14 protein-coding genes and 1 pseudogene are annotated in these 15,957 nt (G+C 62.9%); 5 read left to right on the forward strand and 10 right to left on the reverse strand.

The window, feature by feature from the left end; genetic code table 11:
- Nucleotides 1–12: 12 nt before the first annotated feature.
- Nucleotides 13–762, reverse strand: coding sequence for an SDR family NAD(P)-dependent oxidoreductase (locus AC5V87_RS33090; protein WP_495369000.1), 750 nt, complete (start codon nt 760–762; stop codon nt 13–15).
- Nucleotides 763–870: 108 nt separating this feature from the next.
- On the opposite strand from AC5V87_RS33090, the gene AC5V87_RS33095 reads away from it, so the two are divergent.
- The 4 genes from AC5V87_RS33095 to AC5V87_RS33110 all read left to right on the forward strand — a co-directional run bounded on the left by AC5V87_RS33095 (nt 871) and on the right by AC5V87_RS33110 (nt 5,731).
- Nucleotides 871–1,767: a LysR substrate-binding domain-containing protein gene (locus AC5V87_RS33095; protein ID WP_495369001.1), complete on the forward strand. Its 897-nt coding sequence runs from the start codon at nt 871–873 to the stop codon at nt 1,765–1,767.
- A 1,742-nt stretch (nt 1,768–3,509) separates the two neighbouring features.
- Nucleotides 3,510–3,821, forward strand: coding sequence for a hypothetical protein (locus tag AC5V87_RS33100; protein WP_495369002.1), 312 nt, complete (start codon nt 3,510–3,512; stop codon nt 3,819–3,821).
- Nucleotides 3,822–3,852: 31 nt separating this feature from the next.
- Nucleotides 3,853–4,329 carry a S1/P1 nuclease gene (locus tag AC5V87_RS33105; protein WP_495369003.1) on the forward strand — a complete coding sequence of 159 codons (477 nt, stop codon included), beginning with the start codon at nt 3,853–3,855 and terminating at the stop codon, nt 4,327–4,329.
- 592 nt (nt 4,330–4,921) lie between these two features.
- Nucleotides 4,922–5,731 carry an effector protein NopP gene (locus AC5V87_RS33110; protein ID WP_495369004.1) on the forward strand — a complete coding sequence of 270 codons (810 nt, stop codon included), beginning with the start codon at nt 4,922–4,924 and terminating at the stop codon, nt 5,729–5,731.
- A gap of 147 nt (nt 5,732–5,878) precedes the next feature.
- Here the strand turns inward: AC5V87_RS33110 and AC5V87_RS33115 are convergent, their stop codons facing one another.
- Nucleotides 5,879–6,307, reverse strand: a complete 429-nt coding sequence (locus AC5V87_RS33115; protein ID WP_495369005.1) for a hypothetical protein — start codon at nt 6,305–6,307, stop codon at nt 5,879–5,881.
- A 319-nt stretch (nt 6,308–6,626) separates the two neighbouring features.
- Here AC5V87_RS33115 and AC5V87_RS33120 point away from each other — a divergent pair, with 319 nt between their 5' ends.
- Entirely contained in the window at nt 6,627–6,950 is a 324-nt protein-coding gene (locus AC5V87_RS33120) for an AAA family ATPase (RefSeq protein WP_495369006.1), read from the forward strand.
- Nucleotides 6,951–7,413: 463 nt separating this feature from the next.
- Here AC5V87_RS33120 and AC5V87_RS33125 read toward each other — a convergent pair.
- The 8 genes and pseudogenes from AC5V87_RS33125 to AC5V87_RS33160 all read right to left on the reverse strand — a co-directional run.
- Nucleotides 7,414–8,158, reverse strand: a pseudogene (locus AC5V87_RS33125) (integrase arm-type DNA-binding domain-containing protein); the annotation flags it as partial.
- 149 nt (nt 8,159–8,307) lie between these two features.
- Nucleotides 8,308–9,210 carry a terpene synthase family protein gene (locus tag AC5V87_RS33130; protein WP_495369007.1) on the reverse strand — a complete coding sequence of 301 codons (903 nt, stop codon included), beginning with the start codon at nt 9,208–9,210 and terminating at the stop codon, nt 8,308–8,310.
- Complete coding sequence (locus AC5V87_RS33135; RefSeq protein ID WP_495369008.1) at nt 9,207–10,757, reverse strand: hypothetical protein; 1,551 nt, start codon at nt 10,755–10,757, stop codon at nt 9,207–9,209. Before AC5V87_RS33135 ends, AC5V87_RS33130 begins: the two co-directional genes overlap by 4 nt.
- 287 nt (nt 10,758–11,044) lie before the next feature.
- On the reverse strand, nt 11,045–12,043 hold the full coding sequence (locus tag AC5V87_RS33140; protein ID WP_495371991.1) for a polyprenyl synthetase family protein: 999 nt from the start codon (nt 12,041–12,043) through the stop codon (nt 11,045–11,047).
- A 129-nt stretch (nt 12,044–12,172) separates the two neighbouring features.
- On the reverse strand, nt 12,173–13,516 hold the full coding sequence (locus AC5V87_RS33145; RefSeq protein ID WP_495369009.1) for a cytochrome P450: 1,344 nt from the start codon (nt 13,514–13,516) through the stop codon (nt 12,173–12,175).
- Nucleotides 13,516–14,361, reverse strand: coding sequence for an SDR family oxidoreductase (locus AC5V87_RS33150; RefSeq protein ID WP_495369010.1), 846 nt, complete (start codon nt 14,359–14,361; stop codon nt 13,516–13,518). The genes AC5V87_RS33145 and AC5V87_RS33150 overlap by 1 nt, the downstream gene beginning before the upstream one ends.
- Entirely contained in the window at nt 14,348–14,656 is a 309-nt protein-coding gene (locus AC5V87_RS33155) for a ferredoxin (RefSeq protein ID WP_495369011.1), read from the reverse strand. The genes AC5V87_RS33150 and AC5V87_RS33155 overlap by 14 nt, the downstream gene beginning before the upstream one ends.
- Nucleotides 14,644–15,945 (reverse strand): cytochrome P450, encoded by a 1,302-nt coding sequence (locus AC5V87_RS33160; protein ID WP_495369012.1) that lies wholly within the window; start codon nt 15,943–15,945, stop codon nt 14,644–14,646. The genes AC5V87_RS33155 and AC5V87_RS33160 overlap by 13 nt, the downstream gene beginning before the upstream one ends.
- Between the last annotated feature and the right edge of the window lie 12 nt (nt 15,946–15,957).

The following is a 15,957-nucleotide window of genomic DNA, read 5'->3' on the forward strand; positions in this document are numbered from 1 at the left end:
TGTCTCGCCTGCTCAGTGGATGAGCATGCCGCCGTTGACGTCGATCACGGCACCAGTCACGTAGGCGGAGAGATCCGAAGCTAGGAAGGTGTAGATGCCAGCGACGTCGTCCGCCGTGCCGAGGCGATTGAGCGGAATGCCTTCCAGGATCTTCGTCCTCATCTCATCGCTCAGCTTTCCGGCGGTGATATCGGTGCCGATCAGGCCCGGCGTCACACAGTTGACGCGGATGCCGTCCGGGCCGAACTCACGGGCCATCGCCTTGGCGAGACCCAGCACGCCGGCCTTCGCCGCCGAATAATGCGGTCCGCCAAAAATTCCGCCGCCCCGCTGGGCCGAGACCGACGACATGCACGCGATCGATCCGGACTTGCGCGCGCTCATATGCGGGATCACCGCCTGGGAGAGGAACAGAATGCCCTTCAGATTGACGTCCTGGATGCGATCCCAATCAGCCGCCGAAATCTCCAGAAACTTGACCGGCTGGGTGATGCCGGCATTGTTGATCAAGATATCAATGCCGCCGAATGCTTCCACTACGCGAGTGACCGCCCGGTCGCATGATGACTTGTCCGCGACGTCGCACGGCACCCCGATATGCTCTGTACCAAGAGTGCTCGCTGCACCCGCTGCAGCTGCGGCATCGATATCGAGAATGGCAACCCGCGCGCCCTCGGTAGCGAACCGGCGCGCCGTGGCAAGCCCGATGCCGCGCGGCGAGGCCGCGCCCGAAATGATGGCCGTCTTACCGCTGAGCAGCATCAGTTCCTCCCGTCGATTGTTTTCTTGGCGAGGCTAAGAATGGACCCCGGACGCGCAACAGACAAACGCACAGTTGTCACGGATGGATGAATCTGGTTCACTTATGGAATGCTGTCGAACGTCCCAATATCGGCAATTCGCGCCTTTGAGGCCGCCGCTCGCACCGGGTCCTTCCGCGATGCGGCGAATGAGCTTCACCTGACGCCGAGCGCCGTCAGTCATGCGATCCGCAAGCTGGAGGACACGCTTCGCACCGTTCTGTTCGAGCGCAGCGCGCGGTCAGTGCGGCTCACGCCGGCCGGCGAAAACCTGATGCGCCACACCGGAGCGGCATTCGATCAGCTCCGCCGCGGTCTCGAGGAAGTCGCCGCGCGCGGGCCGCAATTGGTGCGCGTTCATTCGGCGCCGAGCTTTGCCGCGCAATGGCTTGCCCCGCGACTTGCACAGTTTCTCGCCGCTTATCCGAAACTCGAAGTTCGGCTGGCTGCCAGCACGGATTATGCGCGCTTCAGCAACGACGATTTCGATATCGACATCGTCTACGGCCCGCCCCGAGCGGAAGGTGTCGAAATTGTTTCTCTCCCGGAGGAGACCGTCACGCCGCTCTGCTCCCCTGCACTCGCAAAATCGATCAGGAAGCCTGCCGACCTTCTTGATCAGACGCTGATCCGTTCCGATGTAAAACAGGTTCAGTGGCACCAATGGTTCACTGCCAACGGATTGGAAGCCCCTGCACTTCACGGCATGAGATTCGATCGCAGCTTTCTTGCAATCGCGACGGCTGCGGAGGGATTGGGAGTAGCGTTGGAATCAACGCTCCTGGCCGAACGCGAACTGGCGAGCGGGCGACTAGTTGCGCCGCTAGCAGGGCGCGCCAATGATATCCGCTACGTCGGCCATCGCCTGATCTACCCGCGAGCCAGTCGACAGAGATCTGCGGTACGAGCCTTCGCGGATTGGCTCGTGGCGCAACTCGCTGGCGAGACCCTGGGTTCCTCGCACTAATATCGAAGTCAAGCCGAGCAGCCCGCAACCAACCAAGCGTGCGGCTGTTTTGCGTCTCGAGCTCCGATGGTCGCGTCTTCAGCGCATCGAAGTCGGCGCCCAAGCAAACGGGCCTCCATAAATCCTCACAATCGTATCATTCGTGCCCATTATCCGAGGTGCCACCATCGGGGTGGCGGAAGATCGTAGATTGGCGTGCAAAATCGTACGATTGGTAGCGAGCGCCGCGAGGGCACTTGCTCTGAGACGTCGTTTCAAAGCATCGCGGAGCAGCTCAATGCAGCAGGTATCGAATAGCTGGATCGATGTGTGGAGGATTGAGGCTGAGCGAGCGCTGTTCGTCGGATATATAACCGGGCGCTGACGAACTACTATGCGCGTGCTGAAGGAGGAGCGGGGCCGCGACCATCTGCCGAAACAGGAATTGGGAATGGACAAGGTCGTCTGTATTGAGGGCGCGTTTCACAACGGCGGGCTGCCGAGCTTTGGAGTGAGCTCAGCGAGCGCACTCCGATGACGAAGGCGCGAGCGGGAGCACGGCGCGTGCTCTGCCAAAGGCCCGGATAAATCGCACCGGGTCGAGCCCCATCGGGCGACGATCATGGCTGTGCTCGAGGCCTCGTCCCGATAGCACTATCGATGAACTGCGGCACAGCTTGAGCAAAGAGGGCCTACGCTTTGGCTATGGCACGATCCGCCGCTTCTTCGAGCGTCACAAGATCACGCGCAAAAACAGACTCCCATGACGCAGAGCAAGACCGTCCGGACGCAAGGGCGACGAGGCTCGCGCGAGAGCCAGGACAAGGTCGACCGGGATCGTCTCGTTTTCATGTGTGAGACCTGGGCATCGACCAAGATGGCGCGAACACATGGTCGCTTCAGGCGCGGCGAACGCCTGCGGGCACCATGCCCGATGGCCACTGGAAAACGTGTCGTAGCCGCTCTCGCCAGATATGGCATCATCGGTCCTTGGTTGCTCGATGGCGGCAGGACTCCCATCGGCGTCCAAAAGAGCCTCCTTTGATCAGCGTGCTCTGCTGGTAGCGCGGTAGAGCCGCATCACCGTCGAACGTGGTATTACTCGTGCGAGATCGACCTGGGATTTTGTGGGGCGGTCCGCGCTGCTGCGACGATCGTTGCCGACGATCCCATGTTTGGGAAGGTTTGTCACGGCGGCATCATGGAGACGTTCGCTAACAGCCTGCGTATCTGGCCACGTGATGGCGTGCGGCGACGGCTCAACGTGCGGCTCCAGTCTCTCCGATTGGACTTGGTGCTGCTCGACGCCCGACTCCGGGCGGATCGACCGATCATTCTGAATTTGGGGGAGGGGTGGATCAGCCTTACGCCTGAGCCCTTTGCCCCGTCTGCATCGGGAGTGACGGTCGAATTGCGGTACAATGACGGGAGGAAGCGCAAGGAAGTCGTCGACAGAAGCGGACGACGATCTGCCTGTCCGTGATAGCCGGTCCCCAGCACGTGCTCCAAAACAGGCGGCACAAAACTTACGACGGGAGATCGGTAACACTCGATGGTGTCATACCGCTGAAGGAACAGACCGTGCAGGATATGAAAAAACGTCGGCTATTCACGCGGCACATCGGCCGCTTCGTCCGGGAGGTATCAATGCGTTCGCTTGCTGCGTCAGTCGCCTTCACATGCTTCTCATTTTCGCCTGCCGCGGCTTGGCGGGACGAAGGGCATATGCAGATCGCCTATCTCGCTTACAAGCAACTTGTCCGGTGGTCAAAGAACACGCCGACATACTCCTGAAACTACCGGATTACGCAAACTGGATCGCAGGCGCGCCCCAGGGCGCGGAAAAGCTGTACGCCTTGGTGCATGCCGCTACATGGGCCGATGATATCAAAACGAAGGACGATTGCTACGATGATCAAGTTAAAGATTCCACGGCAAAACAGATCGTCCCATATGGCCACCTCAAGCATGCCTATTGGCATTTCAAAGACGCTCTGTACACGCCGGACGGTACGCCCCTCCCGCAGCCGAATCCGGTTGATACTGTCACGCAGCTCAAGGCTGTTATTCGCTAAGCTGCCAGCCTCAGAGAGTGCTTCGGATGCTATGCGTTCCTACAGTCTCGCCTGGACACCTCATCTGGTTGGCGATCTACACCAGCCGGATCATGCAATTGCCCGCTACACTGCGCAACTGCCCGACAATGATGGCGACCGCGGCGGTAACGCCGAAAGAGTCATACCAGCCACGGGCGAGACGATCCTGCTTCATGCTTATTGGGATAGCTTGTTCGGCGGCTATTCGCCAGTGTTCGGAGCGATCACCGACGCCGAGGATAAATTCAACGGCCCCAAAAATGTCGTGCCAGATTCCGCGAAGGCTCAGATTCTCGAGCCTGCCACCTGGGCCCAAGAAAGCTTCGAGCTGGCCAAGCAGAATGCTTATGCAGCTCCCATCCCGAATGACACGACACCGGTTCAACTAACTCGAGATTATGAGTCCAACGCTCGCAACGTAGCTCGCAATCAGGCTGCGCTTGCCGCGGCACGATTGGCCAATCTGCTGAACCAGATGTTGAAATGAATTCGAGCGTCACACGCTGCGCTGCCAGGCGTTCGCCAAAGGAAAGCGGCGAGGCGGGTAGTCGCGCTGAGTGTTCGGCGCATATCGCCTTGGCTGCAAGTGTTCCTGGTATTACGAAACGTTGAAGAATACTCCTCCTCCCCAAGCACGAGGCCGTGGCGGTTTGCATGCTGATCTCCTATCGAGCTGATTAGGCTCCATAGGAAAGACCGAAATTATGCGCAGTTCGCCAGCCGGACGTCGTCCGAGAATCCCATAGATACAGGCTCCTGTTCCTGCGAGCTGCGCACAATCACGGGGGTGTGCCTAATCCCGCTTATGTCGAGATTTACATAAGCGCGACGACCGGCCCTTCGCCGGGTTTCCGCCGCCGGCAGCGGTGATTACGCCTCGAGCGACCCACGAAGCGAGCATCCCCAGATGCATCTGGCGGTCTTCGCCGGCGTCCTGCAAGCCGGTTGCTACAAAGCCGATCAGAGAATTTTGCTTTCCGTTTATTGTCGCGTCAGCTTACGGACAGCTAAGCTGCTTATCGGCGGCGTCAGGTCTAATGACCTGAACACAATGCAACAGCCATAGGAGTGTGGTCGCCATGGGCGGTCGAATTAACAATTGGTCGGATGCTCCATCCGCTGATGAGTATCATTACGCAAGCTCCCCGGAGCACAGGAATGCTGACTATTTCGCGGACGCGTTCGGTAGAATGGGATTGCAGGATTCGGGTGCCAGCTCATCCTCGCAGCCGAGTTATTACCTCACTTCAAGATCTCCCGTTGTTGAGATCGACCAAGCCGAATTCCGGGAACGGGTGAGGAGTTTTCATGGTGACGAGATCAATCATATCGCCAACAATCCGCAGGAATACTCAGAATTTGTATCCGAAAGAGCCAGGCGCACCGCGGATGTCGCTAGCAGTTACGCGATACGAAGGGATTCTGATGCCGCGCGATATTACAGCTACCAACTGGGAAATAGGAGCGTCGGCCTCCAACGAACGGAAGCCGGATTTCCTATGGCGACTGAGTTCACCAGCCAACGGTGGCGAGAACAGTTCCCCGGACGAACTGACGTCACATCAATCGTGGATTTTCAGGTTGCTCATCCGCTCGTCGGCAACGCCGGCGATATTCTGCTTGAGCACCAACTACAGCAAGACGGCGAACGGCCGCTGGTGAACTGGCGTCCTGCTAATGATGAAGCGAGAGCCCGTGCAGAACAAATGGGCTTCGTTCATGTAGATCACGATGATATGGTACTCGATCCCACCCAGTCCAGACAGTGGAGATACAGGGATGGTGAATGGCAACGTGCAACCAATTCTCCGATGTATCTCTCCAAAATCAAAACGCCGAGTGATGATGAACCTTCACCAGAGTCCGATTCGGATGGAGACTTTATGTGACGTGAGATCTCCACCAATCGATTGAGGTGGAGCAGGAGCGCAGACCAACCGACACCTGCGGCTTACGATCGAGCGTTGGACGGAACGAAGCCGAAGTCAAATTCGGCTCAATCCGGAGGTGCGCTGTGCTGACCGCACCGCCGCGGTTTAGGAGAGTTGGTGCCTGTAACAGCAAAAAAGAAAATCCCGGCTACCAACCGGGGTTTTCGACTTTGGCCCGGGCGGGAGAAGCGGATTGCCTATGGCATGCGCGAGCGTCATTGCGTCCGCGCCATCAGAATCATCAGGCAGCTCCCATTCCCGCAGGCCGGCGACGTATCTGGTCAGAGCGATCACGCCCGCGATCGTGGCTGACTTCGAGCGGATGAGCACATTTGCATGCTCCGTGAGAGCCAGGTTCGTTCGGCCGGTGACTTCGTCGGCGGCAGCAAATTCGGCACCATCCTCGAGCTTATCCGAAAGCGACGCCGCCCCATCGTAGTGCGCGGACAGCTCGCGGTGGCGCTCGATTACTACGAAGATCAGATCCCGATCGGCTGCAGCAACCGACGGCGTGTAAATTTCTTGCGATGACAATGTTGGCCCCGAGCAAATATGAGGCGCCCTAGCCCTTACTGGGGAAGGCTATGAATGTTTGACCGTCCGCAGGCACTACACGTAACTTCAGATCGAGCGTGAGGGCCGCCATGCCAATCCTTTGAACGGGAAAATTGAAGGCGCCCGAAATCGTCCAAGAATCCAAACAGGCTAAATCTCACCAAAGCTGTCGGTCGTGTTGCAGACACTCATACGGAGTCAACCGACGCAGCCGCGACGTTAGCAGCGCCGTCATGACTAAAGTCGGCGCACATTACTCGGTGTGCGCTGGTTTTCTGCGCAGCCAAGCGCTGTCAGTGTGATCGTCGTCGATCCGATCTCGGCGTATATGGGCGGCAGCGATGGCAACGGCAACGTCGAGACCCGCGAAGTCCTGGAGCCGTTGGCCGACATGGCTAACCGCCTGGGCATCGCCGTAGTCGCCGTGACGCACCTTAACAAAGGTGGAGGTGGGAGCAAACAGAGCGCCCTGAACCGGTTCGCCAGGTCGGTCGCGTTCGTGGCTGCAGCTCGAGCTGCGTTTGCCGTGATCGAAGATCTCGATGACGACGAGCGGCGGTTCTTGCTTCAGGCCAAGGACAACCTGGGGAAGAAGTGCAAGAGGCTGACCTTTCGGCTCTAGCAGCGCCTGGTCGGCGACGACGTCATGTCATCGAACGTCATGTTTGAGGGCGACCACGTCAGCAAGTCGATCGACGAGGCGCTGTCTGCCTCGGAGAACCGCGGAGCCAAGAAGAGCCGCGATCATTTTTTATCAATCGAGCCCGTCTGCAGGAGCTGTCTGCTCTTTACCCGAGTGTCCCGCTGGGGCATTTTCCGCGTGTAGTACGCGCGGGAGAGAACGCGCTGGGGCATCTCGAACTCCCGGGCGGTGCGAATTGTCGGATCACCATGAGATGGTTTCGGTCGGAGTTGGTGCGAGACACTCCGGAATCGATAATTGCCCACCTTTTTTGTCTGCCCAAATTGCAGGCGCGCTCAGCGGACCGATACAACCACGCCGGTTCCGTTTCGCCGTACAAAAATGGGCGCCCTCGTTTCCGTGTGATCGAAAGAGGACTGTAAGGTCGCCGCCTTAGCCGTCTATCGGCCTCGGTCCACATCAGACCGATCACCTCGCTCCTCCGGCAGCCGGTTATCTGGCGGATGATGTCGGCCGTCGTGACGTACTTCCCGTCCTTCTTGCTGCTATTTCGCAGCATCTCGCCAATTGTCCGATATCTCGGCTTCTCTGAGCCGGCGGCTCCGCACGTTGTCCGGCTTTCTCAGACCAGGGATTGATGGCGATGATTCCCGCCTCGACGGCGTACGTGAGAATGCCGCCAAGAAGCCCGACCGTCCGCGTTGCCACTGCGAACAATGACTTTCCCGCGTAGCTTTTTGTCTTGACCGAGGCTCGCGTCTTGCCGGCCATGATACCCTTCAGTACCTTTGATGTCGGCCTTGGTTTGTCCTTCACGCGCCGCCTGCTGAGAAGCGGGATGATATAGCGCTCGAATGCGGCGGGTATCGGAGATGATGGTACTGGGCTTCTTCGGCCGTCCACCCTTTCCTAGGATAGGGCCGGCGTTCAGATCGTTGAGGTAAAGAGCGCAGAGCTCCTTGACGGTGATCGCCTTGCGATCGAGCTGGCGTTCCTCCGCGGGATTGTCGCTCTGTGCGACACGCCCCAATTGGACCTTCGCCTCCTGCCTCGCCTTTTGGGCGGTCCAGACGCCATGCAAGCTAATGGTGTAGCGGCGCGAGCGGCCTAGTAATCTGTATTGGATGACGCAGCTACGCTTGGCCGGAAGTGAAGATGCGCAGACCGAAACCAGCAAAGGTCACGTCGTGTCGCGGATCCAACACGATCTCCAGATCGTCGTCCTTGCGCCGGCTCAGAGCGGTGTTGCTCATGCTCGCTCCATCCGTCGCATCGGACCACGGCATTGCGTCGGGCCGGACCGCGGCAGCGCGCGCACGCCGCGCCTCCTGCGACTTCAGGCCGGCGAACGCTGGTCTCGCCCCTGAGGGTCGCTTCGGTAGCGGGTGGCCGAGGTCTGGTAGTAATGCGTGGACATGGCCGCCATGGCCTCGATTAACGATCCCCACGGCGCCGGAAAGCACTCTTCCGCCGTCACCCGGTACAGCATACGCGTATAGCCGGCCAGCTCGTCGTTGAGGAACTCCACCGCAGGCATAGCTGGATAGCGCTGAAGCAGCAGGATCGCCGCGTTGTCGGCCTCGCCGGCCAACGTGTCCTTGTCGCGTCCGTGCAGATCGTTCTGCAGGCGCCCTATCACAGAGATGAGTCGCAGGACCTGGCGAAACGCCGGACGCGCGCGCAAGGTCGCCATGTCCAGCCCCCACAGCAACGACAGGCAACAGAACACGTTGGCGTAGGCTATCGAATCGATGCCGTTATGCAGGTACTCGGCGTAGGACCAGCGTTCCGGCCCCGCCGCCTGCGCGTGTCCGGCGCGGAGCGCCGCGCAGTAGCGCCTGGTATCGGCGAGAAGCTGAGCATAGTCGCGATGATCGTAGGCTAGCGCGGCCAGCGAAGCGCGCAGCACAGCGCAGCCCTCGAATCCGGGGAGCGCGCACGGCTCGCCCTGCCCCAGCGCCAGCTCCACCGCGGTGAGCTGCTCCGGCACGATCAGGCCAAGGTCGTTGCAATCGTCGAGCCAGAACAGCAGCGCCAGTTCACGATAGAACGCCACGATAAGTGTTTCGTCCTGCGGATCGCGACCGGTGCGAGCGCTGATGTCACGCAGGCTCGAGCGGATACGCTGCAGAATGTACTGGCCGCCGCTGACCGCTTCTACGGCATGCTCGTCAGCGAACCCGGGCAGGGAACGCCCCCACTCCAGCACCTGATGCAGCGCGCGTTCTGCCAGGATCATGGGGTCGCTCCTGCTCTCTCGGTCAGGACGGGCCGCCCCCAACGAAGCGCCAGCCACAAGCCGGCGAGTTCGGCCACGCGCACGACCCGAGTGGGGCAATACAGTTCCTTGCCGATCCACAACGGCGTTTTCGGCAATGCATGCGCCGCATGGCGGGCGAGCATCCATTCTAGCGCACGCGCCACCACCTGTGCGATGCGCCGGCGCCCCGTGGCTTTTTCTCTCTCGTCCATCACGCGTAATGCGAACAACGCATAGGCGGTTTCCTCGAATGTGGACGCGCGACCGGCGCCCCAGCCGCCGTCGCCGCGCTGCGCCTGCAGCAGCGCCGCCAGCGCGCGCTCGTCCCGCCACTGGGGCTTGCCTTGCGCCAGCGCAGCGACCGCATGCGCGGTGGGATACAGCCACGAAACGTGCCATTTTTCGTTGTCCCAGAGACCGTGCGGGTTGCGATTGGCCTCGACGTAGGCGCTGCTGCCGACGGCGGACTTTCCCAAGAGTCGCAACGCATGCAGGGCGTGGATGTTGGTCGACAGCGATGCATTGCGCTCGCCGGGGAAGGTGACGAACAGCTCGCCGATTTCAAAATGGCGCAACGCATCGACCGCCGCGTCGCGGCCTGCAAGGTGCAAGACGCATAACGCAACGGCCGTGTCGTCCGCATCAGCCGCGAAATGCAAGGCCGGGCCCAGACCGCGCACGCTCAGGCGGGCGTCGAGCTGTGCGACAATCACGCGGACCGGCTCGGCGAGCGCGGGATGCGCGAACAGCCCGGCCAGATGAAGGGTGTACAGCGACCAGCATGGCTCGAACACATTGATCGGCCACACGTTCGGAACGACGCCTTCAATGCCGCTGCGCGTCGCCCGCGATGCCCTCTGGAGATACGCATCGGCGCGCCCGACCTGCCGCGAGCTTCCCCGCGTCACGGCGTACGTACGCCACGCGGCGGTGGCCGCCGGACTGATGCCGATGCTGCCCTCGTCATCCGGGTATGCGGTCGTCGGCGACGTCCCCCAGGCTTCCCAGGAGTGCAGCAACGGATGACCGCTCGGCAACATCGCCAACGCCCGCAGCTTGTCCAGAGACCCTTGTCGCAACGGCAACAGCGCTGGATGGCGCGGAAACGCCGCGTCACCCAGCAAGGATGCGGCCTCACCGCAAAACTGCGGCAGGATCAACTCCGCGCCGATCGGCGCGTCTTCCGGCACAGCATGCGCGTAGGGATCGGGTTGGACCTGGAGGAACCGGATTGCAGCTTGGACAGCGTCGGCAGCACCGGGAAGAGGATCGGCACGCTGCAATGCCAGTAACGCTGCCCAGGTGGGCGCATGCCGAAACAACGGGAAGTCCGCGCTTCCCCATCCGCCGTCGGCCTGTTGCTGCGCGATGAGCCACGCGTATGCGTCCTGCCTACCGGTGACGTTGCCGTGGAAGCGCAGGGCCCGCGCCGTGTCGTAGACAGACGGACCGACGCTACCGCCATCGCCCATTTCGCTCAGCAGGCCGCGCAATTCGGAAAGGATCTGTTCGGACAGCGCGTTCACGCGGATGTTCCTTATGCAGGCGGTCGAAGAGAACCGGGATCGGGCAGACGCAGCCCATGTCGCCGCATGCTCGTCGCATAGGCAGCGCCGGACGGCCGCCCTGCTCCGGCGCGGCGAGGCCCCCGATGCTGGCGCCGGTCCGCCGCGTAGGCTTGCGCGCGGGCGCCGCGTGCGCCGCGGCGGGCAACCGCTGCGATCGGCACCGCGACTCGCACAAAGTGCAGCATGTATTTCTGTCGCCGGTCGATAGCAGCGGCACGGGGACGTCTCCATCCGGACGGGCGCGCTCATGCGCATGGCGCGTGCTTGAAGAGATACGCGTTGGCCCGCTCGAGGAGTTGCGCCAACCGTTCCGCACGAGGCCCCAGCGGCGCGATGGCCTCCCCGGCCTCGCGCAACAGATCCAGCGCGAACTGGCGGGCCGCCTGCAGTCCCATGATCGACGCGCAGGTCGGCTTCTGCGCTGCCGCGTCCTTGCCGGGGGTCTTGCCCAGCGTCGCGGTATCCGCTGTCACGTCGAGAATGTCGTCGATCACCTGCAACGCCAGGCCGAAAGAGGCGCTGTAGTGATCGAGCGCACAGTACAGCGCGCCGTGCGCGGCATTCTCCGCGAGAGCGCATAGGGCGCCCATGCGAACGGACGCGCGCACTAGCGCTCCGCTCTTCATCCGGTGCATCGCCACGATCCTGTCCAGCTCGACGTGCTTTCCCACCAGAGACAGATCCATGGCCTGCCCGCCTGCGGCACCCTCGGCTGACACCGCGCGCGCCAGTTCGCGCACGAGTGCGATACGGTTATCTCCCGGCGCGTCCAGGCTCGCCAGGGTCAGGAAGGCGTGCGCCTGCAGCGCATCGCCGACCAGTATCGCAGTAGCTTCGCCGAACTTGACGTGCACGGTCGGAAGGCCGCGGCGAAGCACGTCGTCGTCCATCGCGGGCAGATCGTCGTGGACCAGGGTGCAGGCGTGCATCATCTCGATGGCGGCGCCGACGTCATCGAGCATGTGCGCCGGGGCGTCGGCCAGTGTGCCGGCAGCCAGACAGAGCAAGGCGCGGGTGCGCTTCCCGCCATGCAAGGTGGCGTAGCGCATCGCCGCCATCAGCTCGGTCTCACCGTCATGTTCGGCGCTGAGAAGACGCGCCAGCACCTGTTCGACCCGGTTTGCGCCCTCATGCACCCAGATCTCGGGCAGCAGCCGGCCGGATGCGCCCCGCGCCTGCGCGCCCGATCCGCCGAGCGCGGAATCACCAGTTCTGTCATCCTGTGGCGTAGAACCGGTTTGCATGTTGTTCATGTCCTTGTCCCTGACAGGCGAGCCGCCGCGGTGTTATCTGCGCACCGTGCGCGCGCCGAGTGCAGCAAATGCCGCGCGTGGCCGGCGCCGCTGCCTCGCCACAGGGCATGTGATGCCAGCTCATGAGAATCCGATGCGGGTAGTAATGGACGGATGTGCGGTCGGGTAATAGCGCAGGCCTTTTTCGACGCCGCTCAGCAACCGCGGCCGCGCCCCGCCCTCGTGCATGGTGAGCGCCAAGGCGATGCAGAACTGCACCAGTTCCAGACATGCCAGGTGATAGCCGATGCAGACGTGTGGGCCGGTACCGAACTGCAGCATGTCCACAGGCCGGATCGGCTCGGTGCGTTCCAGCCACCGCGCCACGCGAAACTGATGAGGCGCCTCGTGCAGCAGCGCCGAAGTCGAGAAATGCAGCACCGGGATGCATAGATCCGTGCCCGCGGGAATGCGCCGTTGGCCGAGTCGCAATTCACGCACTGCGCGACGCACCAGGAGCGGCGTCGGCGGATGCATGCGCAGCGTCTCGCGGAACAGCGCTTCGGCGACCGGACACTGCGCCAAGTCCGCGTGCCGGGTCGGCACCGCGCCAATGCGTTGCGCCTCCTCGACCAGAGCGTCCCACAGCCCAGGCTGCCGCGCCAGCTCGATTACTATCCAGGCCATAGTCGACGCCGTGGTGTCGTGACCACCGAGCAGCAGCAAGCGGATATTAGCGACTAGGACCTCATCCGAGAGCGCATCGTCGCTCCGGTCGAAGGCGCTCACCATGTCGTTGATCAACCCGGTGGGCGCGGCATGTTCGCGCGCGTCGCGAACGAACTCGCGCAACCGCGCATCGATCCAGTCTCGGGCGGCCCGACCGCGCCGCAAGGGCAGTCCGGGCAGGTCGACCGGGGGCGCGACGATCAACTGCAGCAGTTGCCGGTACTTGCGACGCCATTCCGGCAGGTCCTGCGCGGGGATTCCCATGAGGCTGAAGATGAGTTTGAGCATTAGATCGCCGGTTTCGCGCAGGATGGTTACCTCGCCCCGGTCGCGCCACCTCTGCACCCGGGCCCGGATGACGGGCGCGAACAGCTCGCCGATGCCCGCCTGGGTCAGCGCCGTGGGCAGGAACGCCGCCTGGATCGCGCCGCGCGCCTGCCGGTGCGCGCCGCCGTCCTGGGCGACCAACGTTCCACCGAACAATTCGGGCGCGATATCTTCGATCAGCGCCGAGGACACATCCTTGTGGCGGAGCAGTGCGATCGCATCCGGATCCAGACAGGTCACCATGTGTCCGGCAGGGCCGAAGTCCAGCCAGAAGTGGCTGCCCAGCGTCCGTTCCGCACGCCGCAGCAGGCGCGGCAGGTCGCAAACGATAGCGGGAAGGTGCCCGGCCAAGGGGAAAGCGCCGGGCACGACCGGGATGTCGTGCCGCAGCCGATCTCGACGGTTCAGCGGGTTGAGCAGCATGTCCATCACCAGCGCGGCGACGCAGCCGCTTCGGCGGTCTCGCCGGAAGGCGGCGCGGCGCGGCTGTTTCCACCGTCGGCGTAGGTCGGCACATGCGCCAGCATGCCGCCGTCGATGCACACCACTTGGCCGGTGATGAACGCAGCATCGTCAGAGAGTAGGAACGCCACCAGCGCGGCCACGTCCTCGGGGCGGCCGACGCGCGGCAGGAGCTGGTGCCGGCGCAGATGCCGTTGCATGCACTCGTCCAGCTTGGCCAGGAGACGCTCGGTCATGATGAGACCCGGCGCAACCGCGTTGCAGCGGATCTTCGCATGACCGTACTGGGTGGCGAGCGAGGCCGATAGCATGTTCATCGCCGCCTTCGATGCGGCGTAGGACGTCAGCGTGGTGTCACCGCTGAGCCCCTGGCACGACGACATGTTGACAATCGCGCCACCGCCGCGGGCGATCATCCCAGGGATGGCCCGCCGGCAGCAGAGCAATGTGCCGCGCAGATTGGTTGCCATGGTCTCATCCCAGACCGCCAGGTCCAGGTCGAGGATCGCGCGGTCGCGCGGAGTCAGATGCATGGCGCCCGCATTGTTCACCAGGAGATCGACGGCACTGAAGTGCCGCTCCGCCGCATCGAACAGCGCTGCCACAGCCTGCGCCTCGGCGATGTTGATGGCCAGAGCCAGCGCGTGGCCCGCCTCGGCCGCGATTTGGGTGGAACAAGCCGTGGCCGCCGAACCATCGATGTCGGCGACCACCACTTTGCCGCCCTCGCGCGCGATTGCGAGGGCGCATGCCTTGCCGATCCCGGCGCCGGCGCCGGTCACCACGGCCACCTTGCCTTCAAACCGTCCCATGGTGTCCTCTTGGATTGCGTTGGTCTCTCGCGGCATGCCGCTCCGCGTCCGCTGGAGAAGGCGCACTGTCGGCGCTGGCGCGCTCGTCACGGCTAGCTTCGCTTCTGATGACCCGAATGGCGGCGACCGGGCACTGGCTGGCTGCGAGACGCACGGCCGCGTGCAGCGCCTGCGGAACTGTCGCCCCGCACACTTCGGCCACGCCGTCCGATTCGCGCTGCCGAAAAATACCCGGTAGCGTCAGCGCGCACTGTCCGCTGGTTCCGCACAGATCCTGGTCGACTAAGACTCGCATCGCAGCCCCTGCGCATGCAGCCGCACCGGCAGCGCGCGGAACGTCCTAAGGAATGCGGAGGGCTCCCGGGTCGGCAGCTCGGCCAATGCCAGCGTGGGGAAGCGCGCCTGAATCCGCGGCAAACTTTCGGCCAACTGCACCCGGGCCAGTTGCGCACCGAGGCAGAAGTGGATGCCGTGACCGAAGCTCAGCATGATCTTCCCGTCGGTCGACATGCCGGGACTGGTGCCGTAGAACCGGGAAGGATCGAAGCGGTCGGGATCGGCGAAGGCGTCGGGATCGCGATTCCCAGACGCGATCAGCACGCGCACGTCCGCGTTCTTCGGGATCACCACCCCGCCTAATTCGATGGCGTGCTGGGCGATACGCGGAATGGAGCTGAACATGGCGGGCGCGTCGCAACGCAGGACCTCTTCGACGAATGCCTTCACCCGCATGGCGTCTCCCTGCAGCCAGTGCCGCTGTTCGGGATAGGCCAGCATCGCCAGGACCGCATGGTCGATGGTCGCAGCAGTGGTGACGAAGCCACCCAGCAGCATGCCCCACAACATGCTGATCAACTCCGCGTCTGAAAGCGTGTCGGCATCATCGTCGTGTGCGAGGACCAACATCGACACGATGTCGTGGCACGGATCGGTGCGCTTACGCTGTATGAGAGCGCCGAAGTAGGCCTTCACTTTGGCACTGGCCGCGTCCGCCGCGGCGAGCCGGGAATCGCTGGCGTGTGGGCTCAGGCCTTCCAGAATGGCGCCGGTGCCCGCGGCGAGCCCGAACATGTCGTCCTGGGGCATGCCGAACAGTTCGGCGAAGACCAGGATGGGCAAGGCCAGCGCGAACTCCCGATGCAGGTCCACGGCCTCCCCGCGCTCCAGCGCGGGCGTCATGCCGTCCAACCGCGCTTCGACGATCCGCGCGATGCTCGGCCGCAGGTTGTCGATCTGGCCCATGGTGAAATCGCGCGAGATCAGCCGCCGCAGACGCGTATGCGTCGGTGGGTCCTTCATCGCTAGCGTGGAGGCCAGCAGATTGAGCGACAGGCTGGTCGCCGCATGCGGAAAATAGCGCGCCAGTTCGCCCGGCGGCAGTCCCCGAAACGCATCGCCCGTGGCCTTGAGGGCCCAGTAGATGTCGGCGTGGCGGCTCAACAGAAAGAGGCCCGACGCCGCGCGATGCACCGGGTCGTGCTCGCGCAACCACCGCATGAACGGATACGGGTCGTGGATCCACGCTGGCGACGCCAGTTCGGCGAACGCGTCCCGGCATGCTGCCGTGGTTTCTTGCACGTCCATCTTCGTTACCTG

Source organism: Bradyrhizobium sp. SOJA106, assembly GCF_059448745.1.